The organism is Nocardia sp. NPDC059195 (assembly GCF_042754695.1).
Lineage (GTDB): Bacteria > Actinomycetota > Actinomycetes > Mycobacteriales > Mycobacteriaceae > Nocardia.
In genome coordinates, this window is sequence record NZ_JBHZBG010000001.1 from 58,769 (window position 1) to 81,970 (window position 23,202).

Here is a 23,202-nt window from a genome sequence, read left to right on the forward strand (position 1 = left end):
AGGGACGACCACGCACGAGTTGGGATCCAGTCACAGGCCGGATTCCGCCAGGTCAGCAATAGCAGAGGCGGTATCGAGGTCGGCGTAAGCGGCTGAATAGCGTTGGGCCAGCGCCAGCGCAATATCGGGGCGTTGCCAGAATTCGCCCGCGCTGGCGGTGCACAGCCACAGTGTCAGACCGTGTGCGACCGAGGCGCGGTAGCCGTGACGGATCTGTTCGGGAGTCGGCTTCTCCCTGGCGGGGAGGTCCAGGGCATCGCGGTAGTCCCCCAAGAGGCGGTCCTCGGCTGCACGGCGGTCCTCGATCGTGAGTGCACCTTGCAGGAAGTAGCCCAGGTCCAGTGACCAGTGTCCGCGGCGGGCGACCTGCCAATCCAGGAAGCCGATGTGGGTGTCGTCGATGAGGTAGGTGTTGCCGATATGGGCGTCTCCGTGCAGCAGTGTTTGCGGTCCGGAGGTGAGGCTGTGAATGTAGGGCTTCCAGATATCATTGATCAGCTCACCGATGCTCAGCCTGGTCACCGCGGGTGGGCACTCCGGTCCGAGGCGGTCCAACGCGGCTTGGAGTGGGGCGATCTCCATTCCGTCCCATGGCACGAACGGTTCCAGCCATCCCAGAGCGGGGTGACTATCGAGTCGTTCGCCCCAGAAGCTGCTGTGCAGGCGCGCCAGTGCGCGGACTCCGCTCGCGGCCTGTTCGATCGTGAGGGGGCGGGTGGCGTCGCGCGGGTCGGCGTCGCGGAGGGTGAGGTCCTCCATGACCAGTAGGAAGTTCTCGGCTTCCTCGTCGATGAGTGCGGCGAAGACGGCGGGATGCTCTACGGGCAGGGCCACGCCACTGCGGAAGAGGCGTGGTTCGTGGAACATGCCGCTGGTGAGTGTGATGAGTTCCTTGTGGGCTGGGTCGGCGGCCTTGACGAATACCGAGGCCGGGCCCTGCTCCGCGCTGTCGTAGGTGAGGGCGAGTCGTGCCCGCCGATTTGTGCCGTCGTCGCGCAGTGCGATGTCGACCGTGGCGACCCGGACTCCTGGGTGGTGGCTGTTCAGTGCGGTGGTCATCCATTGCGGGGTGATGTGGTCCCAGTCGCGGGGGATCGGCAGATGCTCGACGGTCAACAGGGATCCTCCACTCGAAGCGTAAGTAAGATTCTCTGGTGGGAGAAGCAGATTCTCAGGCTACTCGCACATGTAGACCAACGTCCAGAAGTTCTCGCTGTCGCGACGACAGTCGCCGCCGGGCTCGGGTGGAGTTGAAGGGGGCTGAGGTTTCTACCAGGTTGCTAGAACAGAGATCCTGTCGAGAATCCTGAACCACCCCCACCGCTGCTGGGCGGGGGTACGTAGCCGATGGGTCGGTTGGGCGTCGACCGAGAAATCGGTGATGGGGGTGAACGTTCGGGCTCTGGCTGTCCGGCGCCGGTGGGCTGCTCGGGCTGCCGAAGTGCGCTGCTGGTCCCGCTGCGGAGTTTCCTTCGCAATGCCGAGCGGACGACGATGTGAACGAGCACGATCATCGGCAGGACGATTGCGACGAGATAAAACAAGATCGCGACGGCGGTACCGAACACGTTCTGCTCCAGTGCATTCGAGCTCATTGTCAAATTGTAGTCGCGTGCACCGACGTGTTCCAGCAGGTGGGCTTTTGCGGTCTCCTCCGCGATTGGCCGGCAGCTAATGCCTAGCCGTTAGTGTCACCGGCGGATGCCGAGCAGGCCGAGGGCGAAGTCGGCGTAGTCGGTGGCGATCTGCTCCGGTGTGGCCGGGCCGTCGAGACGGAACCACTGCGGCAGGGCGGTGCACATCGTCGCGATCGCGCGTCCGGCGGCCCTCGCGTGCTCGGTGCTGCTTTTCGCCTCGATGAGCGCCGTGTCGATGTCTTCGTCGAGGAGGTGCTGGAGTTCGTTTCGGGACACGGTGATTCGCTGTCGATTGCCGGGGTTGAGGCTGCGCATTTCGCTGGCGCCGATGAAGGCGAGTGCGTGGCGATGAGTGTGGAACAGGGCGAGTGCTTCGACTACTCGGGTCACCCGGTCGCGGCCGGTGCCCGCCTCGCGCCGGGCTGCGCCGACCCGCCAGTGCAGCTCGTCCATGGTCAGGTCGAGTGCCTGCACCAGCAGGTCCTGTTTGTCGCGGTAGTGGTGGTAGACCCCCGGCACGCTCATGCCGGCTCGCTGTGCGATCGACCGCATGGTGGCGCCGTGGTAGCCGGTTTCGACGAAGGAGTCGATCGCGGCGGCCAGTACGGGATCGATATCCAGTGGCGGGAACTCGCGCCACACGCGAGCCGCCTCGCCGACCGGATCGACGGCGCCGCGCTGCCGGGGCGGTGGCGTCCGGGCCGGTAGCTCGCCGATCAGCCACTGCGTCGTGGTGCCGAGTTCGGTGGCAAGCAGTCGGAGTCGGGGCACCGAGACGCCCGTCTTGCCGGTCTCGACGGCGCTGAGCGTGGCCGGGCTGACATCGATGCGACGCGCGGTCTCCCGCAACGACAGACCTGCCGCGAGCCTCGCCTGTCGCAGGCGTGCACCCAGATTGGCCGGTTCACCGTCTGGGATGTTCACAGTGTTCAGAATATCTGAACACCATTGCTGCCGCAATTCGGGCGCTTGACAGGAGTTATCGTCTCGTGTCAGTGTCATTTCTGTTCCATGCCGAACGAACGCTCGGCCTGCGATTATAGGAGTGGATCCGTGGCGATCGATCTATCCCATACGCCCGAGGTGCAGCGCCTGGCTGAGCGCACCGCTCACTTCATTCGTGACCGGGTTATCCCGCTCGACGACACGCACGACGGCGACATCGCCGCTGCGGGCGGCGACGCATTGCGTATCGACCTGCAAAAAGCTGCGCGCGAGGCCGGTGTGTTCGCACCGCATGCGCCGGTCGAATACGGTGGCCACGGCCTGGGGATGGCGGACCGCGCCCCGATCTTCGAGGAAGCGGGCTATTCCCTGTTCGGCCCGACGGCACTGAACATCGCCGCACCGGACGAGGGCAATGTGCACATGCTCGCCCATATCGCTGATCCCGCGCAGAAGGAGCAGTTCCTCGCACCGCTCGCACGCGGTGAGGTGCGCTCGGCCTTCGCGATGACCGAACCGGCGCCGGGAGCGGGCTCGGACCCCTCGGCACTGGCCACTCGTGCGGTGCGCGCCGAGGGCGGCTGGCGGATCACCGGCCACAAGTGGTTCATCACCGGCGCCGACGGTGCGGGGTTCTTCATCATCATGGCCCGCACCTCCGGTGAGCCCGGCGAGCGCGGCGGCGCGACCATGTTCCTCGCCCCCGCCGACAGTCCCGGTATCCGGGTGGGCAGGCATATCGACACCCTGGACCGGTCGATGGTGGGCGGTCACTGCGAGGTGTTCTTCGACGACCTGCTCGTCCCGGATTCCGCGGTGCTCGGCGCGGTCGACCGCGGCTTCGAGTACGCCCAGGTGCGACTGGGTCCTGCCCGCATGACGCACGTGATGCGCTGGCTCGGCGCCGCGCGGCGGGGCCACGATGTGGCGGTGGCGCAGGTGGCGCAGCGGCGCGGATTCGGCTCGCGGCTCGGCGATCTCGGCATGATCCAGAAGATGATCGCCGACAACGAGATCGACATCGCCGCCACCCGGGCACTGCTGATGCGCGCCTGCTGGGAACTCGACCGCGGCGAATCGGCGGCGAATGCCACCTCGATCGCGAAAACCTTTGCCGCCGAGGCGATCTTCCGGATCATCGACCGCAGCATGCAGATGTGCGGTGGCCTCGGCGTCTCCGCCGACCTGCCGCTGGCCCGGCTCTCGCGCGAGGTCCGTCCGTTCCGGATCTACGACGGTCCGTCCGAGGTACATCGGTGGGCCATCGCCAAGCGCGCGGTGAGCGCGGCCAAGCGCGCCCAGCAGGACGCCGGATGAGCCTGCCCGGTATGGATATCCCCGCACTGCAACGATTCCTGCGCGAAAGCGGCGTGCCGGTCCGGGGTGAGCTGCGGGTGGAACTGATCAGCGGCGGGCGCTCGAATCTGACCTACACCGCCGCCGACGACGACTCGACCTGGGTGGTGCGCCGTCCGCCCGTCGCCGGGCTCACCCCGTCCGCGCACGACATGTCCCGCGAATTCACCGTCACCGACGCACTCCAGGGCTCGGCGGTGCCGGTCGCGAAGACCGTCGCATTCGATGCGCACGGCACCGCACTCGGGGCCCCGATGACCGTGGTCGAATACGTCGACGGGCTGGTGATCCGCGACCAGGACGACCTCGCAACCCTGACCGACGACCAGGTCGAGGCGAGTGTGGCCGAGTTGGTGCGTGTTCTGGCCCGGCTGCACGAGGTCGACCCGCACGTGGTGGGGCTCGACAATTTCGGGCGCCCCACGGGTTTCGTCCAACGCCAGGTGAATCTGTGGGCGTCGCAATGGGATCGGGTGAAGACCCGGGAACTCGCCGATGTCGCGGCGCTCCACGCGGCACTGTCGGAGGCGGTGCCGCGTGAATCGGCGGCCTCGATCGTGCACGGAGACTTCCGCATCGACAACACGATTCTGGACGCGGCCGACCCGGGTAAGGTGCGCGCCGTCATCGACTGGGAGATGTCGACTCTCGGAGATCCGCTCACCGATGTCGCCCTGATGTGCGTGTACCGCTCGCCGGCGTTCGACCGCGTCCTCGGCTCGTCTGCGGCGTGGACCAGCGAGCGGATGCCGACCGCCGACATCTTGGCGCAGGCTTACGCGATGGCCTCCGGACGTGACCTCGGCGACTGGGGCTTCTACCTCGCGCTCGCCAACTTCAAACTCGGCGTGATCGGCGAAGGCATCACCCACCGCGCGCTACAAGGCTCCGGTGCTGGTGCCGCCGCCGAACGCGCGGCCGAGGCGACCCCGGAATTCATGGCGGCCGGACTGCGTGCGATGAAAGGACACCGGAGATGACCAAGTCCGCGCTGATCAGCGGCGCTTCCCGGGGCATCGGCCTCGGCATCGCGAATCGGCTTGCCCAGCAGGGTTATTCGCTGACCATCACCGCGCGCGATGCCGACCGACTGGACACCGTCGCCGCGGACCTGCGTGCCCGCGGCGCAGCCGAGGTGATCGCGGTCGCCGCCGACATGTCCGATGAGGAAGGCGTCGCGCGGGTACTCACCGCGCACATGGACCGGCACTCGACGATTGAGGCGGTCCAAGGGATTCAGGCGACGGATCAACCATCCGCCGGGCAAGGTGGATCCGAGCCATCTGATCAATGGGCCAGGGCGGTGCCCGGGGTGCCCCAGCGCTGATCCGGAAAGTGTTGAGTCACTGTTGAATTCGAACGGTAGCCACGCTACTTCGTCAAGGTTCGGACAGATCGGAATGTGGGCTTCCACCAGTTGGCTCTCCCCATCAGGACGACGGTCGCGGGTACCAGGAGCATGCGAATCGCTGTCGCGTCGAGCGCGATCGCCAACGCCATGCCGAGACCGGCGATTTCATCGAGCTCATGTGCGAGAGTGCCGCAGCCCCGGTAACGATGAGCAATACAAATGCGGCAGCGGTGATGATGCGACCGGTTTCGGCGATCGACTCTCTGATCGCCTGTGCTGTGTCGGTGCCCCTGTCGTGGGCTTCGATCATCCGGGACACCAGGAATAGTTCAAGCACGGCCTGTCTGTGCACTCCAGCCGGGGCACCGGCGTGATCGCGAGTTGGTGTGACGTAGATTGCCTCAGTACAGTCTGCCCGCTGTGGTGACCTCGTGGTTCGATCCGATGAGGGGTATTGGAATGCGATGTGCGATAACAGGTGCCACCGGGTTCCTCGGCATACACCTGATGCGGGAGTTGCTTTCCGGTGATGGCGGATTCACATTTCTGACCCGCCGCGATCCTGTGGCGACCATGGTCTCGTTGACGGAATCGCTGAATGCGATTGGAACGCCGGCTGAGCTTGTTGAGCAGCTGCCGGAGCGCTGCTCGGTGGTTCGCGTGGAGCTGACGAGCCCGCATTTCGGGCTGAGCAGCAGCCGATTTCATGAGCTGGCCGACAGCGTCGACGCGGTGTGGCATGTGGCGGCGTCGACGGAGCTTGCCTCCACACTCGAGGACATGCGCGCGGTCAATGTGACCGGCACCGCGCGTGTCCTCGAATTCGTCAGCGTGGGTCGGCGGCGCCCGGACCTCTTTCATATCGGTACGGCTTTCGTTGCCGGGCGTCGCGCGTTGCACGGCCGGGTCTTCGAGGAGGAACTCGACGACAGCGCCGGATTCGAAACCACGTACGAGCACTCGAAATATGAGGGCGAGGTCCTGGTGCGGGAATTCGCGCGCAGCAGCGGTCGACGGGTCGTGGTCATGCGGCCGAGCATCCTGATCACGGATCGCGCCCCGCATCCGGCGATTCCCGTGCACACCCTGTTGCAGCTGAACAGCAGCGCCGAGGCCGGCAAGCGGCTGCGCGGATTGTCCGGCAGTCGATCGCGCGCCAGCTTGCCGCCGCTGCGCTTGGTAGGCGACCGTCGCGGGCATTTGAACTTCATGCCGGTCGAAGAGGCAGCGAGCGCCATGGTCGGCCTTAGTCGCACCGCGCCATCCGGGCTCACTACCTGCAACATCGTGCATCATCACGACGTAGCAGTGCCCGTGGTGACGGAGCTGCTGCAGCGTATGTCACCGCTCCCGCTGACTCTGGTCTCCGAACCGCTGACGAATCCGAACCTGTACGAGCGCAGTGTCATTCGTAGCCCTGCTCGCGTCGTCATCCCCTATTTGGCACACCGCCGGACATTCGACGACACCACGTCTCGCCGGTTGATCGGCCCACCGACTCGTGAGACCACAGTCGACCTGAACTACCTGCTCTCCGGTATCGGGTTCGACCGCGAAATCGCGGAGACAGGCGCAAACGAGCCAGCGCCGGACCGCATCGCTGCCCGCACGATCCCAGCCCCGCAACCGATCCCGGCACCGCCACTGATTCGGGACGTTACGGCCGTCCGGGGGCTGACATTCGTGGTCACCACAGGCCGCAGCGGATCCACCGCCGTCTCACGCATTCTGCGCGCGCATCCAGATGTGTTGAGTCTCAATGAGTTCTTTCTGTCGGTACGGACCTCGACAACTCCCGACACCATCCTGACCGCCGAACAATTCTGGCAGGTCCTGGCCGATCCGCATCCGTTGTTCGACCCGATGATTCGCGGCGGTTCCGGCATACCCGAACTGCTCTACCCCCATCTGTCCGGCACTCGGTTCGACGCAGACTCCACAGGCATCCCCGCGATCAGTCTGATGACACTGCCCCACCTGTCCGACACACCCGATATGGCCTTCGACGAACTGTCCGTCGAGGTCTCCGGGTGGCCCGAACAGCGTGTCGCACAACACTTCCGCTCACTGTTCGGGTGGCTTGCGGCACGCTTCGGCGGATCGGTCGTCGTCGAACGCTCCGGCATGTCACTGGGCTGGGCCACCTGGTTGCGCCACAGCTTCCCCGACGCGCGCTTTGTCCACCTCTACCGAAACGGTCCCGATACCGCGCTGTCCATGAGCCGCCAGACCGGCTACCGCATGATGGCCCTCATCCAAGACGGGCTCGACCTACTTGCCCTCGGTGATGCCGGGACTGAACGGTACTGGCAGTTCGACCCAGCGGCTATCCCGGCCGAGGCCGCCGAACTGCTCGGCGACCGCATCGACTCCGATTACCTCGCCGACCTCGACATACCCCTGAGCCGATTCGGACGGATGTGGTCACAACTCGTCCACATCGGCACCACCGCCCTCGCAGACCTGCCACCAGACCGGCATCTCCCGCTGTCCTTCGAGCGCCTGCTCACCAGACCGACCGAAGAACTGACGCAGCTGGCCGCATTCCTCGATATCGACCCCGATCCCACTTGGCTTGCCCGTAGCGCCGCCACCCTCGATACCACCCGCATCGGTACCGCCCATCAGCTCACTGCCGACGACTACCGTGCATTGATCGAAACCTGCGATCCCGGAACACAACTCCTGTCCCTCTGAGTTCCGCGGACGTGCTGAACTCGCGGCTGATCTGTTCTCGCCGCTTCGCATGATCATGTCCTTGGCTCGGGTAGGCCAGGCTGAGGTACCGGACCGGGGTTGTCTCAGCCGAGCTGGATGGAGCGTTTGGACAAACCCAGCCAGAAGTCGTCGATGACGGTGCGCTGGGTGGTGATGTCGTCGGCGCCCGCGCCGAGTGTGACGAAGAGTGGGGCGAAGTGTTCGGTGCGCGGATGCGCCAATCGTGACGCGGGGGCTTTGTCTTCGAAGTCGAGCAGCGTGTCGATGTCGCCCGCGGCAAGAGCGCGGTGGCCCCAGTCGTCGAACTCGGTCATCACCGGATGCACCGAGCCGTCATGGGTCAGCGCGCGCAGATTGTGGGTGAAGAACCCGCTTCCGATGATCAGTACGCCTTCTTCTCGCAGTGGTGCCAGTTTCCGGCCGATTTCCATGAGTCCGACAGGGTCCAGTGTCGGCATCGACATCTGCAGGACCGGTACCTGTGCGTCCGGGTACATCTCCACCAGTGGCACGTAGGCGCCGTGATCGAGTCCTCGGTGCGCGGCATCCTGCACCGATCGCCCGGGTCCGCGGAGGAGTTTGCGTACCTTCTCGGCCAGTTCCGGCGCTCCGGGTGCGGGGTAGGTGACCTCGTAGTAGTGCTGCGGGAAGCCGCCGAAGTCGTACACCAGAGGCACGGTGGTCGTCGCGCCGAGAGTGATCGGAGCGTCCTCCCAGTGGGCCGAGATCATGAGGATTGCGGTGGGTTCGGGTAGCTCGGCGGACCAGGCGGCGAGCTGGCCCGGCCAGATCGGATCGTCGGCCAGCGGTGGCGCACCGTGGGAGAGGTAGAGCACCGGCATCGGGGCGGTGTTGTCTGCGTTCATGTTCTTCTCTCACCCTCCGGTCATGTTGTTCGAATTTGAACTACATAGTCGAAGGTACATCATTATTCGAATTTGAACAATGTGCGTTAAGCTGGGGTAATGGATCAACCGAGGTGGCTGAACGAGGACGAGAGCCGCGCCTGGCATGCCCTCATCGCCGGGTGGTCGTTGCTGAACCGGCAGATCGAGGCTCAGCTCAAGAACGACGCCGGGCTCTCCCACGTCCAGTACGAGGTGCTCGTCCGTCTCGACGCGGCACCGGGCCGGCGACTGCGGATGACCGAGCTCGCCGACGCGCTGTTCAACTCCAAGAGCGGGCTGACCTATCAGATCGGCCAGCTGGAGAAGGCCGGGCTGGTCCAGCGCGAGTTGTGTCCCACCGATGTCCGGGGCGTCAACGCCAGGCTCACCGATGCCGGTCGCGATGCCCTGCGTCAGGCGGCCCCTGGCCATGTCGGCCTCGTCCGCGAGGCCTTCATCGATGTGCTGACACCCGAGCAGCTCACCGCCATCGCGGAGGGTCTGGGGAAGGTAGCTCACCGCATGCAATCACCCACTGCCGAACGCCCGGGGCGTGATGGCCGGTCGAGGTGATGATCCTGATCAGCGGCGCCCGCGCGTAGCGTCTAGCGACATGGCCGCGCGACCCGAACACACCCCGCCCCCGGCGGGCACCAGGCAGTTGGTGGCCGCGTGCCGAACCGAGATTCCTGGGCTGACCCGGCAGCTGATCGCCGCGATCTTCACCGACATCCCGGAGTGGACCGACTACTCGCCGGTCAGCCGGGACGACCTGCGCCATGCGTGCTGCCGCTATCTGACCAGGGTGCTCGATCTTGTCGCCGGCGACGTGACCGGCCCGGACCGCGACGATGTCGCCGCGGCCATCGGCCGCAATCGCGCGGCGCAGGGCGTGCCACTGGAGGTCATGTTGCGGACGTTCCGGCTCGGCGGTCAGATCGTGTGGGAGGCGCTACTCGACAGGGCGGGCGAACTCCCGCCCGGCGAGGTCCGCAAGATCGGGGTGGCCACCTGGTCGGCCATCGACGGCATGTCGTCGGCGTTGGTCACCTCCTATCGCAGCACCGAACTGGAGCAGGTACGTCGCGACGAGCGTCGTCGACACGGGTTGATCGAGGAGCTGCTGGCGGGCAGCGCGCGCGACGCGACGTTCGCCGCGCGTGCGGCGCGCGAGCTGAACCTGCCCGCCCACGGCGGGTACCTGGTGGTCGCGGTGCGCGGCGACCGGCCGAATGTGGAGATCGGGACCGAGACCGCGTTGGCGGCCTTGGGGATTCGGTCGGTGTGGCACGATCGCGTCGACACCGTGGTGGGGCTGGTCTCGCTCGAGCAGCGGGATGGTTCGGCTGTGCTGGACCAGGTGCGGAATCGGATCCGGGGCCGGGCAGCGGCTTCGCCCGTGGTGCAGGGATTGGCGCACATCGAGACGGGGCATGCGCTGGCGATGCTCGGCTTGGAGACCGTGCCCGCGGCGGCGGGGGGTTTGGTGTCGTTGGAGGAGCGCTACCCGGAAGCGCTGTTGCTGCGCTCGCCCGACCTGACCGCGCTGATGATCGCTCGCACCCTCGGCCCGGTGCTGGCACTGCCGGCGAAGGAGCACGAGATCTTGTTGCGCACGCTGGCGATCTGGCTGGAGGAGAACTGCTCGGCGGCGAATGCCGCGCCCCGGCTGCACTGCCATCGCAACACCGTGATCAACCGGCTCCAGCGGATCTCCTCGCTGTTGGGTCGGCGACTGGAAGGACAACGGTCCTACCTGGAGCTTTCCCTCGCCTTGGCCGCACTGGAGATGGGCGTGAACACACCCGGCTGAGTGCCACGCCGCTGCGACCGATTGGGCGCTGCGCCCATTCTCTAGCCCCGAATTCTGGGCTGTCGGTAGATTGTTTGTGCATTTGTGGACCACAAGACTCGACAGATGACCCGAGCCGCAACCGCGGAGGGGTTGATCGTTCGAGCTGAGGAGCACCACGAGTGCCGGAATTCGATCTATTGGTGATCGGTGGTGGACCGGGCGGATACGTGGCCGCGATCCGCGCCGCGCAACGCGGCCTGAAGGTCTGTGTTGTGGAGAAGGAGCGCCCCGGCGGTGTATGCCTGAACTGGGGTTGCATCCCAACCAAAGCGATGCTGCGCTCGGCAGAGGTGTTCCAGACCCTCGCCACCGCAGCGGAATTCGGCGTTTACGCCGATAATGTGCGCTACGACTTCGCCGCGGTGCGGCAACGCAAAGACGGCATCGTCAAAGAGCTGACCGACGGTGTCGCGGGCCTGTTGAAGGCCAACGGGGTCACGGTGATCGAGGGCCATGCCCGGTTCGTCGAATCGACCGTCGTGGAGGTACACGAGGTCGGCGCCTCGCCGATCTTCGACGGCGGCCCCCGCTACGCCGCCGCCGCGGGAAACGCTGTGCGCCGGGTGAGCGCGCGCGACGTGATCGTCGCGACCGGCTCGGTGCCCGCACAGCTGCCCATCCCGGGCGCGGGATTGCCCGGCGTCGTCACCTCCGATGGCGCGTTCGGGCTGACCGAGGTGCCGCAGCGGTTGGTGATCATCGGCGGCAGCGCGGTCGGGGCGGAATGGGCCAGCCTGTTCGCCACGTTCGGTAGCCAGGTGACGGTCGTGGAGATGCAGGACCGCCTGGTTCCGTTGGAGGACAAGGAGATCGGTGACGCGCTCGGCCGGTCGTTCCGCAAGCGCGGCATCACCGTCCTGACCGGCGCCACGGTCACCGCCATCACCGAGGGCGACGCGCTGCGGGTGTCGGTCGGCGGTTCGGCGGCACAGGACCTCGACGCCGACGTCGTGCTGGTCGGCGTCGGGCGACGTCCGAACACTTCTGAGCTAGGCCTCGACGTGGCCGGAATCGCCACGGACGCACGCGGTTTCATCGAGGTCGACGATCAACTACGCACCGGGGTCGAGCACGTGTACGCGATCGGCGATGTGACCGGGCGGGCCCTGCTCGCCCACGTCGCCTCACACCAGGGCATCACCGCGGCCGAGGTGATCGCCGGCCACGACGCCCACATCGACTACTCGGTCATCCCGGCTGCGACGTTCACCCACCCGGAGATCGCGAGCGTCGGTCTCACCGAAGAAGCCGCCCGCGCCGCCGGCCACGAGGTGATCACCGCGAAGTTCCCGTTCGCGGCGCTGGGCCGGGCCAAGACTTTCGGCGAGACCGAGGGGTTCATCAAAATCGTTGCGGGGCAGGCACATCAGGAAGTGCTCGGCGTGCACATCATCGGTCCCTCTGCCAGCGATCTGATCGCCGAGGGCGCACTCGCGATCTCGCTGGAAGCCACACTCGACGAGCTGGCCGACACCATTCACGCCCACCCCACTCTCGGCGAGATCGGTATGGAGGCGGCCATGGCCGGACTCGGACTGCCGGTACACATCGCGCCACGCAAGCGTTGAGGAGCTCGACCATGACCACGACCACCGTGCGGAGTAAGCCAACCCGCAAGCCGACGAAAACCGATCCCGTGACGGACGTCGAATCCGCTGTCGCGGTAGAAGATCCCGAGACCCTTCGTGGCCTCTACCGCGACATGCTGTTCGTGCGACGCTTCGAGGAGCGCACCGCACAGAGCTACCAGCAGGCCAAGATCGGCGGCTACTGCCATCTCAATCTCGGTGAAGAAGCCACCGTGGTCGGCCTGGGTGCCGCGATGCGCCCCACCGACTACCTGTTCACCAACTATCGCGAACACGGATACGCACTGGCCAAGGGCATCGAGCCCGGTCGAGTGATGGCTGAGCTCTACGGCCGCACCACCGGCACCTCGAAGGGCTGGGGTGGCTCGATGCACATGTACGACACCGCGACCCGTCTGCTCGGCGGCTACGCCATTGTGGGCGGACAGGTTCCCCTGGCCATCGGCGCCGCACTGGCCATCGACTACAACGACGGCGACGACGTCGTGGTGTGCCAGATGGGGGAGGGCACCACCAACATCGGCGCGTTCCACGAGTCGCTCAATATCGCGGCGCTGTGGCGGCTGCCGGTGGTGTTCCTGGTGATCAACAACCAGACCGGCATGGGCACCACGGTCGAGAAGTCCTCGGCCGAACCGGATCTGTGGAAGCGCGCCGCCGCCTATCGCATGCGTGGTGAGCGGGTCGACGGCACCGATGTGCTGGCCGTGCGCGACCTGGCGAGCGAACTCATCGAAGACGCCCGCCGCGAAGGCAAACCCGCACTGCTCGAAGCGGTGAGCTATCGCCTCAAAGGCCACTCGGTCGTCGACCCGGCCAAGTACCGCAGCACCGACACGGTCGCCACGGCCCGCGAGCACGATCCGATCGTGCTGTGGGAGCAGCGTCTGCTCGCCGCCGGGGTGCTCACCGAACAGTCGCTGGCCGATCTCGACCGCGAGGTGGCCGACGGGGTCGCCGCCGCCGTCGAATTCGCCGACTCGAGCCCACATCCGGAGCCGTCGAGCTTGTTCGACTACACCTACGCCACCCCGGTGCCGGGCGATTCCCGCCGTCTGCCCGCCGATCCGCTCTTCACCCACTGAGGACTCCACTGTGCCTGTCATGACCTATCGCGAAGCGCTGCGCGAAACCCTGCGCGAAGAGATGCGACGCGATGACGACGTTTTTCTGATCGGTGAGGAGATCGGCGTCTTCGAAGGCTCCTACAAGATCACCGCCGGTTTGCTCGAGGAGTTCGGCGAGAAGCGGGTGCGCGACACCCCCATTGCCGAGGAAGGTTTCGTCGGTGCGGCGATCGGCGCCGCGATGCTGGGGTTGCGTCCGGTCGTGGAGATCATGACGATCAACTTCTCGCTGCTGGCGCTGGATCAGATCGTCAACCATGCCGCGAAGATCTACGGCATGTTCGGCGGGCAGACCAACGTGCCCATGGTGATCCGGACTCCCGGTGGCGGCGGCCAGCAACTCGGGGCGACCCATTCGCAGAATATCGAGCTGTACTACGCCTTCGTGCCCGGTCTCAAGGTCGTGGCACCCAGCACTCCCGCGGATGCGCGGGCATTGCTCAAGGCCGCGATCGAGGACGACGATCCGGTGCTGTTCCTGGAGAACCTGTCGCTCTACAACACCAAAGGCGAAGTTCCCGAGGATCTTCCACCTGTCCAGATCGGCAAAGCCGCGGTCACCCGGGAAGGCACCGACATCACGCTGATCGGCTATTCCCGCATGGCCACCGTCGCCACCGAGGTCGCACAACGCCTTGCGGCCGAGGGTATTTCGGTGGAGGTGATCGATCTGCGCAGCCTGCGTCCGCTGGACCGCGACACCATCGTGGCCTCGGTCCGCAAGACCGGTTGCGCGGTCATCGGCGAGGACGACTGGCTCACCTACGGTATCGGCGCGGAAATCGCGGCATCGATTTCCGATGGCGCGTTCGACTATCTCGACGCGCCTGTTCGTCGCGTCGCGATGGCTGAGGTCCCGCTGCCCTATGCCAAGCCGTTGGAGAAGCTCGCCCTGCCGTCTGCGGAATCGCTCTATACCGCGGTGACGGAAACCCTGGCGGCCGTCGGCCGGCGGCGCTGAGAACCAGGAATAGGACGGACACAAGTCATGCCTGAAATCGTCATGCCCCGGCTCTCCGACACCATGGAGGACGGCGTCGTCTCCGCCTGGCTCAAGCAGGTCGGCGACCAGATCACCCGCGGCGAGATCGTCGCCGAGATCGAGACCGACAAAGCCCTGATGGAACTCGAGGCCTACGACGACGGAGTCCTCGAAAAGATCCTCGCCGAGCCGGGCGTTCGTGTCCCGATCGGCGAACCTATCGCGATCGTCGGAGATGGCACCACATCGACTGCGGATTCCGTGGTACGAGGCACCGCTCCTGCGGTCACGCAAACGAGCGTCGCACCCTCCGGCGTCGGCTCGACCGCCCAAGACACTGGGCCGCACCGTGATTCGCACAGTGAGACCGGCTCTGGCTCGCCCCGGACCGGCGTGGTCAAGTCCTCGCCCCTCGCCCGCAAAATCGCACGCGAGTTGCAGGTCGATATGGGCACTGTCGTGGGCACCGGTCCCGGCGGGCGGGTCACGAAACGAGACGTGGAGGCCGCTCACAGTGCCGGCGCCGCCACTCCCAGTGCCATCGCGACGCCGTCACGCGAAACGAGTGCGGTTGCTGTGCACCCTGTTCCGGTGTCAGGGGAGTTCGAGGAGGTCGCGCTGACGAACATTCAGCGCGTCTCGGCCATTCGGCTCACCGAGAGTAAGCAGCAGGCGCCGCACTTCTACGTGACCAGCGCGATCGACGTGACCGAGTTGTTCGCCTTCCGTGGCCGGATCAACGCGACGCTGGACGCGGCGGGCGAAGGCAAGGTCAGTGTGAACGATCTGCTTGTCAAGGCCGTAGCCGTCGCACTGCGAAAGAATCCCTCGATCAACGTCAGCTTCGCGGGTGACAAGCTGTTGCGTCACAAGGGAATCCATCTCGGCGTCGCCGTGGCGACCCCGGCCGGGCTGCTCGTTCCGGTGATCCGTGACGCGGACCGCAAGAGTGTGTCCGAGATCGCGACCGAGAGCCGTGACAAAGCGACCCGCGCCCGCGATCGCAAGCTCCGCGCAGACGAGATGTCGGGCGGCACGTTCACGATCTCCAACCTCGGCATGTTCGGCATCGAGCAATTCACCGCGGTCATCAACTCGCCCGAGTCCGCGATCCTCGCGGTCGGAGCGGCGGCCGACGAGCTACGCCTGGATGGCGACAATGTGGTCGCCCGCAAGATCCTTCGCGTGACTCTGTCAGCGGACCACCGCGCTATCGACGGCGCGGTCGCAGCCCAATTCCTGGCAAATCTGAAAGAACTGGTCGAAAACCCGCTGCGGATTGTGGCGTAACGACGGGCGACTGGCAACGTCGACCTGATCGACGACTTCGGGTGGGGCCGGCCAACAGTGTGTGGGTTGGTCGGTGTCGCCGCCGGTGGCGCGGTTCAGTCGTGGATGGGGGTTCGTTTCCGGCGCGGTGTCGTCTGTTCGATACGCGGATCCTCGGTTACCGCAAAGTGTTTCACGTACTCGGACAGGAACGCCTGCAATGTCGCGGTAGCCGGGATGGCCAGGAGCGCACCGACCGCTCCGAGAAGCGCGCCACCGGCCAGCACGGACAGCAGGGCGATCGCGGCGTTGACGTCGACGGTGCGCGCGGTGATCCGAGGCTGCAGCAAGTAGTCCTGGAACCACTGGTAAACGACCGCGAACAACAGGATCCACACCGCGTCGAGCGGGTCGACCGTCAACGCCACGAACACCGGGACGATCGCGGCGATGTAAGTACCGATGGTCGGGATGAACGCGGAGATCACGCCGAACCACACACCAAGGGCGATGGGGTTGGGGATGTGGAGGATCGACAGGAACACCCCGTGCGCGACGGCGGAGATGATTGCCAGGATCAGCCGCGAGAACAGGTAGCCGCCGGTTTTGTCGATGGCGAGGTCCCAGGCGTGCAGAAAGGTCTGTTGACGGGCAGGCGGTAGGAGCGAACACACGGTGCGCCGCACCCGCGGGCCGGCCGCGGTGAGGTAGACGCTGAACAGTGCGATGGTCAGGATCTGGGCCAGGCCGCCCAAGACCGTTGTCGACACGCCCCAGGCGTTGTCGGCGGCGGCGTGAGCGTAGCCCTCGATCAGGTCGGACTCGTGGAGCAGCCGTTGGCTCAGGTCGTGCACCGTGAAGTGCTGACCGAAGGTGTGATTGACCCAGGCGACGCCCTCGTTGAGCAGGCGCGGCGTCTCATGGGCCAGGTTGGTCGCCGTCTCCACCAGCAGCGTCACCAGCGCGGCCAGAAAGGCCAGGACACAGGCGAAGGTGCCGACGAACACCAGGCCGGTGGCGAGTCCGCGCGGGACACCCCGTCGCACCAGCACCGCGACGGCCGGCTCCATCGCCAGGGAGACGAAGAATGCGACGAACAGGATGATCAGAAGGCCGGTCAGCCGGTGGAAGGCCCAGTCGGCGAGCAGGAACAGCCCGAAGAACACCAGAGCCAGCACCATCGCCCGGGGCACCCACTTCGGCATTCTGGTCCGTGCGGGCGCCTGCGGGGCGTTGTCCGGGGAGTCGATGTCCACGGCTCCCAGTGTCGCCCCGGATCGGCCCATTTCCCGGCACCAACGCGGGCTCGGCTCGCAAGGTAATGGCTCAGCCGTCGAGTAGGTGCGGTAGGCCGGCGCGGAAGCGATCGGCATCGATGGCTTTGGCGGCAGCGAACGCGGGCAGGGATACCAGCGGGAAGATCTGCGCGCGGGGACTCGGATCGTCGGCGGCATCGAGGATGGCGTTGGCAGCGGCGCGTCCGGATTCGTTGGCACCCTCCATGGTGGCCAGATCGATGTGGTTGCGGACGTGATCACCGCCGAAGTAGAGGTTGGGGATCGCGCAGTGCGCATCGGGGCGATTGTCGTAGGAGCCGACCGTATTGACCAGGAGTGGGGTTTCGTTGTGGATGCTGCCGCCGGACCAGGTGATACCGGGGTCGAGGTGCCAGGAATGGATGTCCTCGTCGCGTAGCCACTCGGTGCCGGTGTTGAGCCAGGCTTTGAGCTGAGCCCAGGTCTCGGTGGCGATCTCGTGCGCGGTGCACTCCTTGGCAGTGCGGCCGAAGCGGATTCCGGGTGTGTCCCAGTCGGAGATGTCCACCGACAGACATTCCAGCACCGAGCCGTCGCCGTAGGTCGCGGCGAAATCACCCACCCACATCGGAGCTTGGCGCAGGGCGGTGAGGGCCCAGGGGGAGCCGAGTGCGGCGATGTGTCCTTCGGGTATATCGGTCGTGCGGCGGAGGAAGAACTGGATGCCGACCATCCAGTCGGTGACGAGGTTTCGCATCCCGCCCAGGCGTGGATCGGCGTCGATGATCGCTTCGTCGAGGAGATCGACGGTGCGGTCGACGGGCATGGCGCACAGATAGTGGTCGGCGGTCACCGAAGTGCTCCCACTCGTGCCGGTGATCGTTGCCGATGCGATGCGGCCGCCCGCCATCTGGAGCGCGGCAACTCCATGACCCATCACGAAGCGGACCCCGAGTGATCGCAAGTACTCGACCCACGGATCGATCCACGCGATGCTGGTCGGGCGGTTGAGAATACGGTCGACACCACCGGCGAACTGCGGGACCGTGCCGGACGCGGCGAGGACGAGTGCCTCGCCGATAGTGCCGATGGTGCGTGCCGAGCTGGTCTGTGGTTTCGCGGCGACGGTGATCCGGGTGAGCGCGTTCACCAGATACTTCCGGTAGGCGGGCGACTTCCCCTCGGCATGCATGATCTGTTCCCAGGTCACGTATTCCCACTGGCCGAAGCGCCGTTCGGTGCTGGAGGTGAACCACACGAGCATCTGTTTGGCGAAGAACGCCAGCTCGTGTGCCGGTAGGTCGGGGATGAAGCCGAGCGCGCCGATGATGCTGTTGCGCACCAGTTCCGGCGTCAGTTGACTCAGTCCACCGATCTCGACCGGGGCGAAGATCGGCGGGAGATCCTGGAATCCGGCGACGGTCCCCTCGACCCGCACCAGGTTGTCGAGCACGCCGTTCGGGTTGCCGGGGAACGGGATTCGGCGCATCGTGTCGGGAACGTGCTGATAGCAGCCGGGGAAGAAGCGAAAACCGTGCTCACCCGGCAGTTCCTGTCGACCGGGCGACGCCGTCCCCGGCACACCCATGCTGCGCGCTTTGCCGCCGAGGAACGCGGGTTCGTAGACGGTGATGTCGTATCCGCGCTCGGCCAGTTCGTGAGCCGCGCTCAGCCCGGCCATGCCGCCACCGAATATCGCCACCGTCTTACCGACGGAGCGCAACAGTGGCGTGCGCCGGGCGCTCGGCGCGGCGGCGACCGGGGGAGCGACGGCGAGTGCGGCGCCGGCGACGAGACCGGCGCGCAACGCGGTGCGGCGGGTGATCGGTGCTGACAACGGTATCGGCTGATCAGGCATGGTGTTCTCCTGGACCTGCGATGGTGAGGGTAGCGCGCGGCGTGGATGGTGCCGCGGAGTGCGGTGCGTTGCCGCGCAGGGTCGTTCGTGTGGTGCGCCATTCGCGGGTCGAGTCGCGGATCTCGCGCGCCATGTCGGTGAGGACGGCGGGCAGGTGCGCTCGCTGATGGCGCAACGCGCGGACCGCGAGACCGAGCGCGCGTGCCGGGGTGTAGAGCTCGGCGGGCCGGTGGGTACGAGAGAAGATGCCCACGGTGATCTCCGCCAGCTCCGGATTACCGACGGCGCTGCGGTAGAGCTCGATCTCCAAGGGCCGCATGTTCTCACCACGGGCCAGCCGGTTGGTCCAGTGGAAGATCTCGCGGCACTCGATGACGCGACGGCGCTCCCACTCCGACAGCGCCGCGTCGAGTGCACGCGGGTCGTCGAGAGCTTCGACGACGGACTCGGCGAGCGTGCGTCCGTAGTGCAGTGCGTCGCGGATGCCCTGCGCGGTGACGGGATCCTTGAAATGTCCGGAGTCGCCGGGCAGGGCCCAACCGGGGCCCGCGGAACGACGGAAATACGAGGAGATGCCGGTGGCGGAGCGAACCCGGCTCACCCGCTCACAGCCGCTCAGTCGGGTGGTCAGGTCCGGAATCCGGGCGAGGGCCTCGGCATAGCGGCGTTCCGCCGAGCCGGGACCGCGTCCGTGTTCGCTGACGGAGGGTGGCTGCACCAGGCTGAGCACCAGGCCGTCATCGCAGGGGAAGGCCGTGCCGAGGTCGGCGCCCGCACGCCACTGGGCGGCGAGGTGGCGTGGGGCGTCGGCGGTGTCACGCCAGTACGCGAAGTAGCAGTCGCGCCCGCTGGGCACGGTCAGGAACGGCTGCTCGGCGCCCACCGCCCTGGCGATGGTGCTGCGCCGCCCGTCCGCGCCGACGACGAGCGCGGCGCGAAGTTCCACGATCTGGCCCGCGGCGTCGAGATAACGCACACCGGCGCAACGGTTTCCGTCCCACACCACCGAGGTCACCCGACAGCGTGGCCGCACCTCGGCGCCCGCGGCCTCCGCCGTGCGCAGCAGCGCGGCGTCGAGTCCGGTGCGGCGCACGCACATCGCGTAGTCGATGCCGTCGACCGGCGGAAAGCCGGAACCGACACCGTATCCGGCGCCCTGTGCGTAGGCCCGCGTCAGCCGTGGCGCACCGAGTGCCTCGACGGCGGCCAACGCGTCGAGGCGCTGGAGTTCGGCCAGGCCGGCCGGCCAGAGCAGATGGGTGGACAGTGTGTCCGACGGCAAGGTGGCGGCGTCGAGCACGACGACGTCGCGGCCCGCCCCCGCCAGTGTCGCCGCGGTCGCCGATCCCGCGCAGCGCGCGCCGACCACGACGACGTCGACCCGTTCGACCGCGGTGGCAAGGGCATCGACCATGGGAACCGCCTCGGTCACTAAGTCTCGGACAGTGTGTCCGATTGATGATGAGACGGGCCGCGCACAGGTGTCAATAGCCAACCAGGACAGGGGGATTGCCGCGGCGCGTACCCCGCCGCCACGGCGGCCCGCTGCGCTACGGGCACAATGGGGCCATGGTCAATGCCAGCGCACCGGGTGCTGCCACGGCGACGGTTCGCCGATGTCTTCGCTGACCCGTGTCCCGCGAGCAGCGCGCAAACCCACCGACGACCGGCGGGCCGAATTCGAGCGTCGTGTACTGGCCGCGGTCGAAGACCTGCTCGCCGACGGAACGCCGTTCACCGAGATCGCCGTGCAGAAGATCGCCGCGGCCTCCGGGTCGGCCAGGTCAACCTTCTATCGCTACTTTCCGGACAAGAGCAGATTGCTGATCCGGATGGCCGAATTGGCGACCACCGATCTGTTCGCGGCGGCGGAATTATGGTGGAGTGCCGAGCACACCGATCAGCAGGCCGGCGTCGTGCGCGCGATGCGCGCGATGATCGGCGGATTCCGCGACCATCGCTATCTGCTGCTCGCGCTCAGCGAAGTCGGCTCCTACGACCGGGAAGTCGGTGCCTACTGGCGTTCCAGGGTGGCGACCTTCGCCGAACTGGTGCGCGCGCGGCTGGAGGCCGAACAGGCAGCGGGCCACGTTGCCCAGCAACTCGATCCCCGGGCCACCGCGCTGGTGCTCACCTCGATGGTAGAACGCACGATCTCCGTCGCCTTCGCCGCCGAAACCGGTATCGGCGAGGAGGAATTGGCCGAATCGCTCGGGCGCGCGATCTGGCTCGTCATCTATGGGGACGCGCCTTAGTGCTCGATTCCGATCAGCCGAGCGCCTCGAGTTCTCGTTCGATAGCTGCTGCCGCATAGTGCATTCCGGTGCCGCGCAGGTGCTCGATCCTGATGTGTACTTTGTCGATCCCGTACGACCGGACGACCTCGGCGATCCCGACCCTGCCGCACGGATCGGCGACGAATCCCGCGGTCATATCACTCATTCTCATTGCAAGCCCCTCCCAACCGATCCCCTCCGAGTCTACTGGTATGCACGTGCATCTGCACGTGCAGGGAGTTGAGTATCGGCGTGTAAGAGGTTGTGGCACACTCAGGTTCGCGAAGCTTGTTGCCGACAGGAGTGGTCGTGAGTGAGGATTTGAGCGCTGTCGTCGGCGCCTGCACGGGTCCGGATCCGGATGAAGATCCCGCTCTGCTGCGCCGGGTGCTCGGGGTGCGTTTGCGGCGCTTGCGTGAGGCCGCCGGCATCAGCGGGGACGCTGCCGGTCGGATGATCCGCGCCTCGCACTCGAAGATCAGCCGGCTCGAAGCCGGCCGAGTCGGCTTCCGTGTCGCGGACGTCGACGATCTGCTGACGGCGTACGGAGTCCGTGATGCCGAACTGCGCGACGAATACCGGCGACTTGTGCAGCGGGCCAATCGGACCGGACGATGGCAAGCCGGTGCGGATCTGACGGTCGCGCGACCGGATACCTATCTGGCACTCGAGGATGCCGCCGCGATGATCCGTTGCTACGCGCCGAACTTGCTGCCCGATGTGGTGTGGACGCCCTCGTACGCGCACACGGTCTTCGCGATCGCCGATCGGCAACCGGCCACCGACATCCAGCGCCGCATCGAATTGCTGGCCCGGCGGCAACGACTGCTCACCCGTACCGATCCACCCCGGGCGTGGTTTGTCATCGAGGAAGCCGCGCTGCGCCGCCCGATCGGCGGGGCCGAGATCTGGCGGGGACAAATGGAACATCTCGCCGAGTTGTCGGAGCGTCCCAACATCACTGTGCAGGTGCTCCCCGATTACATCGGCGGCCCCGCCATCAGCGGCACCCCGTTCACCATGCTGCGGTTCGCGGCACCCGAGTTGAGCGATATCGCGCACTTTCTGCACCTGTCCGGCCCCCAGTTCCTCGAGAAGCCCAGCGAACTGGACCGATTCAATGCGGTCTGGGATCGGCTGTGTGTCTGCGCCCTTCCGCCCGAGCAGACCACTGCGCTCCTGGACACGCTCCGGACGGCCCCCTCTACTGTCGACCTCTCCTCGTAAACACCGATCAGAACAGAGATCCAATGTCCGACAACGCCTTCGGTGCATCACTGTCCACCGATGTCGATACCACCATCGCCCACGAAGCACGCGTCTACGACTACTGGCTCGGGGGCAAGGACAACTACCCCGCGGACCGGGCACTCGGCGATGTCATCGCTGAGCATGTCCCTGCCATCAAGACGATGGCGCGCGCCAACCGCGCCTTCCTGAGCCGAGCGGTCCGGCACCTGGTCAGTGAAGCGGGGATCACCCAATTCCTCGATATCGGTACCGGAATACCCACGGCCGGAAACACGCACGAGGTCGCCCAGCAGCTCGACCCCAATGCGCGGGTCGTCTACGTCGACAAAGATCCGATCGTGCTCGCCCACGCCCGAGCGTTGATGAGCAGCACCGAGCAGGGCAGCACCCGATTCATCCACGCGGACCTGCACGACCCGCGGTCCATCCTCGACCACCCCGACCTCGCCAGCACCCTCGACCTCGACCAGCCGGTTGCCATCATGCTCGTCGCGATCATGATGTATTTCGCGGACAGCGACCGCCCCCAGGACGTCATCGCCGAGCTGCTCGACGCGGTCCCCGCCGGCAGCTACGTCGTCATCACCCACCCCACCGGGGATTTCGCACCCGAGGCGATGGCCGGAGTCAAGGCGGCCGCGGAAGCCTCGGGCATCTCCTTTCACCCCCGCAGCAACTCCGAAACCAGCGAGCTGTTCGCCGGAACCACCCTCATCGAGCCGGGGCTGGTCCCCGTCGCCGCCTGGCGACCCGAACTCGTCGACCGTCCCGTCGCCGTCGCCGAGGCCGACAGTGCTTGGTACTGGGCAGGTATCGGTCGCAAATCCTGATTCCTGGTAGGCGCT

21 protein-coding genes are annotated in these 23,202 nt (G+C 66.4%); 13 read left to right on the forward strand and 8 right to left on the reverse strand.

Annotated elements, in window-relative coordinates:
- Positions 1-30: 30 nt before the first annotated feature.
- Together ACFXKN_RS00225 and ACFXKN_RS00230 are read right to left on the reverse strand one after the other, a co-directional pair.
- Positions 31-1,059 (reverse strand): phosphotransferase, encoded by a 1,029-nt coding sequence (locus ACFXKN_RS00225; RefSeq protein ID WP_379432249.1) that lies wholly within the window; start codon positions 1,057-1,059, stop codon positions 31-33.
- Between the two features lie 632 nt (positions 1,060-1,691).
- Positions 1,692-2,561, reverse strand: a complete 870-nt coding sequence (locus ACFXKN_RS00230; protein WP_379432054.1) for a TetR family transcriptional regulator — start codon at positions 2,559-2,561, stop codon at positions 1,692-1,694.
- 129 nt (positions 2,562-2,690) lie between these two features.
- Here ACFXKN_RS00230 and ACFXKN_RS00235 point away from each other — a divergent pair, with 129 nt between their 5' ends.
- From ACFXKN_RS00235 to ACFXKN_RS00245, 3 genes are read left to right on the forward strand one after another with little or no spacing between them, the layout of a single operon-like run.
- Positions 2,691-3,899, forward strand: coding sequence for an acyl-CoA dehydrogenase family protein (locus ACFXKN_RS00235; RefSeq protein WP_378973414.1), 1,209 nt, complete (start codon positions 2,691-2,693; stop codon positions 3,897-3,899).
- Positions 3,896-4,918 (forward strand): phosphotransferase family protein, encoded by a 1,023-nt coding sequence (locus ACFXKN_RS00240; RefSeq protein WP_378973419.1) that lies wholly within the window; start codon positions 3,896-3,898, stop codon positions 4,916-4,918. The genes ACFXKN_RS00235 and ACFXKN_RS00240 overlap by 4 nt, the downstream gene beginning before the upstream one ends.
- On the forward strand, positions 4,915-5,265 hold the full coding sequence (locus ACFXKN_RS00245) for an SDR family NAD(P)-dependent oxidoreductase (RefSeq protein ID WP_378973423.1): 351 nt from the start codon (positions 4,915-4,917) through the stop codon (positions 5,263-5,265). The genes ACFXKN_RS00240 and ACFXKN_RS00245 overlap by 4 nt, the downstream gene beginning before the upstream one ends.
- Before the next feature lie 103 nt (positions 5,266-5,368).
- On the opposite strand, the gene ACFXKN_RS00250 is transcribed toward ACFXKN_RS00245, so the two are convergent.
- On the reverse strand, positions 5,369-5,599 hold the full coding sequence (locus tag ACFXKN_RS00250) for a hypothetical protein (protein ID WP_378973448.1): 231 nt from the start codon (positions 5,597-5,599) through the stop codon (positions 5,369-5,371).
- A gap of 149 nt (positions 5,600-5,748) precedes the next feature.
- Between ACFXKN_RS00250 and ACFXKN_RS00255 the strand changes: the two genes are divergently transcribed.
- Entirely contained in the window at positions 5,749-7,986 is a 2,238-nt protein-coding gene (locus tag ACFXKN_RS00255) for an SDR family oxidoreductase (protein WP_379432055.1), read from the forward strand.
- Between the two features lie 104 nt (positions 7,987-8,090).
- Here ACFXKN_RS00255 and ACFXKN_RS00260 read toward each other — a convergent pair whose 3' ends face one another.
- Positions 8,091-8,873, reverse strand: coding sequence for a dioxygenase (locus tag ACFXKN_RS00260; protein WP_379432056.1), 783 nt, complete (start codon positions 8,871-8,873; stop codon positions 8,091-8,093).
- A gap of 99 nt (positions 8,874-8,972) precedes the next feature.
- Here ACFXKN_RS00260 and ACFXKN_RS00265 point away from each other — a divergent pair, with 99 nt between their 5' ends.
- From ACFXKN_RS00265 to ACFXKN_RS00290, 6 genes are all read left to right on the forward strand, one after another.
- Positions 8,973-9,467 (forward strand): MarR family winged helix-turn-helix transcriptional regulator, encoded by a 495-nt coding sequence (locus tag ACFXKN_RS00265; protein WP_379432057.1) that lies wholly within the window; start codon positions 8,973-8,975, stop codon positions 9,465-9,467.
- A 40-nt stretch (positions 9,468-9,507) separates the two neighbouring features.
- Positions 9,508-10,707, forward strand: coding sequence for a PucR family transcriptional regulator (locus ACFXKN_RS00270; RefSeq protein WP_379432058.1), 1,200 nt, complete (start codon positions 9,508-9,510; stop codon positions 10,705-10,707).
- Between the two features lie 161 nt (positions 10,708-10,868).
- Entirely contained in the window at positions 10,869-12,317 is a 1,449-nt protein-coding gene (lpdA, locus tag ACFXKN_RS00275) for a dihydrolipoyl dehydrogenase (RefSeq protein ID WP_379432059.1), read from the forward strand.
- An 11-nt stretch (positions 12,318-12,328) separates the two neighbouring features.
- The gene (gene pdhA, locus ACFXKN_RS00280) at positions 12,329-13,423 is read left to right on the forward strand and encodes a pyruvate dehydrogenase (acetyl-transferring) E1 component subunit alpha (RefSeq protein WP_379432060.1); all 1,095 of its coding nucleotides are present in this window, start codon (positions 12,329-12,331) and stop codon (positions 13,421-13,423) included.
- A gap of 19 nt (positions 13,424-13,442) precedes the next feature.
- Complete coding sequence (locus ACFXKN_RS00285; protein WP_378948346.1) at positions 13,443-14,426, forward strand: alpha-ketoacid dehydrogenase subunit beta; 984 nt, start codon at positions 13,443-13,445, stop codon at positions 14,424-14,426.
- 27 nt (positions 14,427-14,453) lie between these two features.
- Positions 14,454-15,737, forward strand: a complete 1,284-nt coding sequence (locus tag ACFXKN_RS00290; RefSeq protein WP_379432061.1) for a dihydrolipoamide acetyltransferase family protein — start codon at positions 14,454-14,456, stop codon at positions 15,735-15,737.
- Positions 15,738-15,832: 95 nt separating this feature from the next.
- Here ACFXKN_RS00290 and ACFXKN_RS00295 read toward each other — a convergent pair whose 3' ends face one another.
- The 3 genes from ACFXKN_RS00295 to ACFXKN_RS00305 all read right to left on the reverse strand — a co-directional run bounded on the left by ACFXKN_RS00295 (position 15,833) and on the right by ACFXKN_RS00305 (position 20,244).
- A complete protein-coding gene (locus ACFXKN_RS00295; RefSeq protein WP_379432062.1) occupies positions 15,833-16,972 on the reverse strand; it encodes an AI-2E family transporter in 1,140 nt (379 codons plus the stop codon).
- A 70-nt stretch (positions 16,973-17,042) separates the two neighbouring features.
- Positions 17,043-18,830, reverse strand: coding sequence for an FAD-dependent oxidoreductase (locus ACFXKN_RS00300; RefSeq protein ID WP_379432063.1), 1,788 nt, complete (start codon positions 18,828-18,830; stop codon positions 17,043-17,045).
- Positions 18,823-20,244 (reverse strand): NAD(P)/FAD-dependent oxidoreductase, encoded by a 1,422-nt coding sequence (locus ACFXKN_RS00305; protein ID WP_379432064.1) that lies wholly within the window; start codon positions 20,242-20,244, stop codon positions 18,823-18,825. The genes ACFXKN_RS00300 and ACFXKN_RS00305 overlap by 8 nt, the downstream gene beginning before the upstream one ends.
- A 202-nt stretch (positions 20,245-20,446) precedes the next feature.
- Between ACFXKN_RS00305 and ACFXKN_RS00310 the strand changes: the two genes are divergently transcribed.
- Complete coding sequence (locus tag ACFXKN_RS00310) at positions 20,447-21,085, forward strand: TetR/AcrR family transcriptional regulator (protein ID WP_379432065.1); 639 nt, start codon at positions 20,447-20,449, stop codon at positions 21,083-21,085.
- A gap of 13 nt (positions 21,086-21,098) precedes the next feature.
- Here ACFXKN_RS00310 and ACFXKN_RS00315 read toward each other — a convergent pair whose 3' ends face one another.
- Positions 21,099-21,263 (reverse strand): hypothetical protein, encoded by a 165-nt coding sequence (locus ACFXKN_RS00315; RefSeq protein WP_378948366.1) that lies wholly within the window; start codon positions 21,261-21,263, stop codon positions 21,099-21,101.
- Between the two features lie 152 nt (positions 21,264-21,415).
- Between ACFXKN_RS00315 and ACFXKN_RS00320 the strand changes: the two genes are divergently transcribed.
- Together ACFXKN_RS00320 and ACFXKN_RS00325 are read left to right on the forward strand one after the other, a co-directional pair.
- Entirely contained in the window at positions 21,416-22,333 is a 918-nt protein-coding gene (locus tag ACFXKN_RS00320) for a helix-turn-helix domain-containing protein (RefSeq protein WP_379432066.1), read from the forward strand.
- 23 nt (positions 22,334-22,356) lie between these two features.
- Positions 22,357-23,187: an SAM-dependent methyltransferase gene (locus tag ACFXKN_RS00325; protein ID WP_378948372.1), complete on the forward strand. Its 831-nt coding sequence runs from the start codon at positions 22,357-22,359 to the stop codon at positions 23,185-23,187.
- Positions 23,188-23,202: the final 15 nt, after the last annotated feature.

Excerpts from the sequence above, each read along its gene's own strand:
- ACFXKN_RS00245 (WP_378973423.1), top strand. The coding sequence starts at position 4,915 with ATGACCAAGTCCGCGCTGATCAGCGGCGCTTCCCGGGGCATCGGCCTC.
- ACFXKN_RS00305 (WP_379432064.1), bottom strand. The coding sequence starts at position 20,244 with ATGGTCGATGCCCTTGCCACCGCGGTCGAACGGGTCGACGTCGTCGTG.
- ACFXKN_RS00255 (WP_379432055.1), top strand. The coding sequence starts at position 5,749 with ATGCGATGTGCGATAACAGGTGCCACCGGGTTCCTCGGCATACACCTG.
- ACFXKN_RS00315 (WP_378948366.1), bottom strand. The coding sequence starts at position 21,263 with ATGACCGCGGGATTCGTCGCCGATCCGTGCGGCAGGGTCGGGATCGCC.
- ACFXKN_RS00260 (WP_379432056.1), bottom strand. The coding sequence starts at position 8,873 with ATGAACGCAGACAACACCGCCCCGATGCCGGTGCTCTACCTCTCCCAC.
- ACFXKN_RS00290 (WP_379432061.1), top strand. The coding sequence starts at position 14,454 with ATGCCTGAAATCGTCATGCCCCGGCTCTCCGACACCATGGAGGACGGC.
- ACFXKN_RS00265 (WP_379432057.1), top strand. The coding sequence starts at position 8,973 with ATGGATCAACCGAGGTGGCTGAACGAGGACGAGAGCCGCGCCTGGCAT.
- ACFXKN_RS00300 (WP_379432063.1), bottom strand. The coding sequence starts at position 18,830 with ATGCCTGATCAGCCGATACCGTTGTCAGCACCGATCACCCGCCGCACC.
- ACFXKN_RS00250 (WP_378973448.1), bottom strand. The coding sequence starts at position 5,599 with ATGATCGAAGCCCACGACAGGGGCACCGACACAGCACAGGCGATCAGA.
- ACFXKN_RS00325 (WP_378948372.1), top strand. The coding sequence starts at position 22,357 with ATGTCCGACAACGCCTTCGGTGCATCACTGTCCACCGATGTCGATACC.
- ACFXKN_RS00310 (WP_379432065.1), top strand. The coding sequence starts at position 20,447 with ATGTCTTCGCTGACCCGTGTCCCGCGAGCAGCGCGCAAACCCACCGAC.
- pdhA (WP_379432060.1), top strand. The coding sequence starts at position 12,329 with ATGACCACGACCACCGTGCGGAGTAAGCCAACCCGCAAGCCGACGAAA.
- ACFXKN_RS00270 (WP_379432058.1), top strand. The coding sequence starts at position 9,508 with ATGGCCGCGCGACCCGAACACACCCCGCCCCCGGCGGGCACCAGGCAG.
- ACFXKN_RS00285 (WP_378948346.1), top strand. The coding sequence starts at position 13,443 with ATGACCTATCGCGAAGCGCTGCGCGAAACCCTGCGCGAAGAGATGCGA.
- ACFXKN_RS00225 (WP_379432249.1), bottom strand. The coding sequence starts at position 1,059 with ATGACCACCGCACTGAACAGCCACCACCCAGGAGTCCGGGTCGCCACG.
- ACFXKN_RS00240 (WP_378973419.1), top strand. The coding sequence starts at position 3,896 with ATGAGCCTGCCCGGTATGGATATCCCCGCACTGCAACGATTCCTGCGC.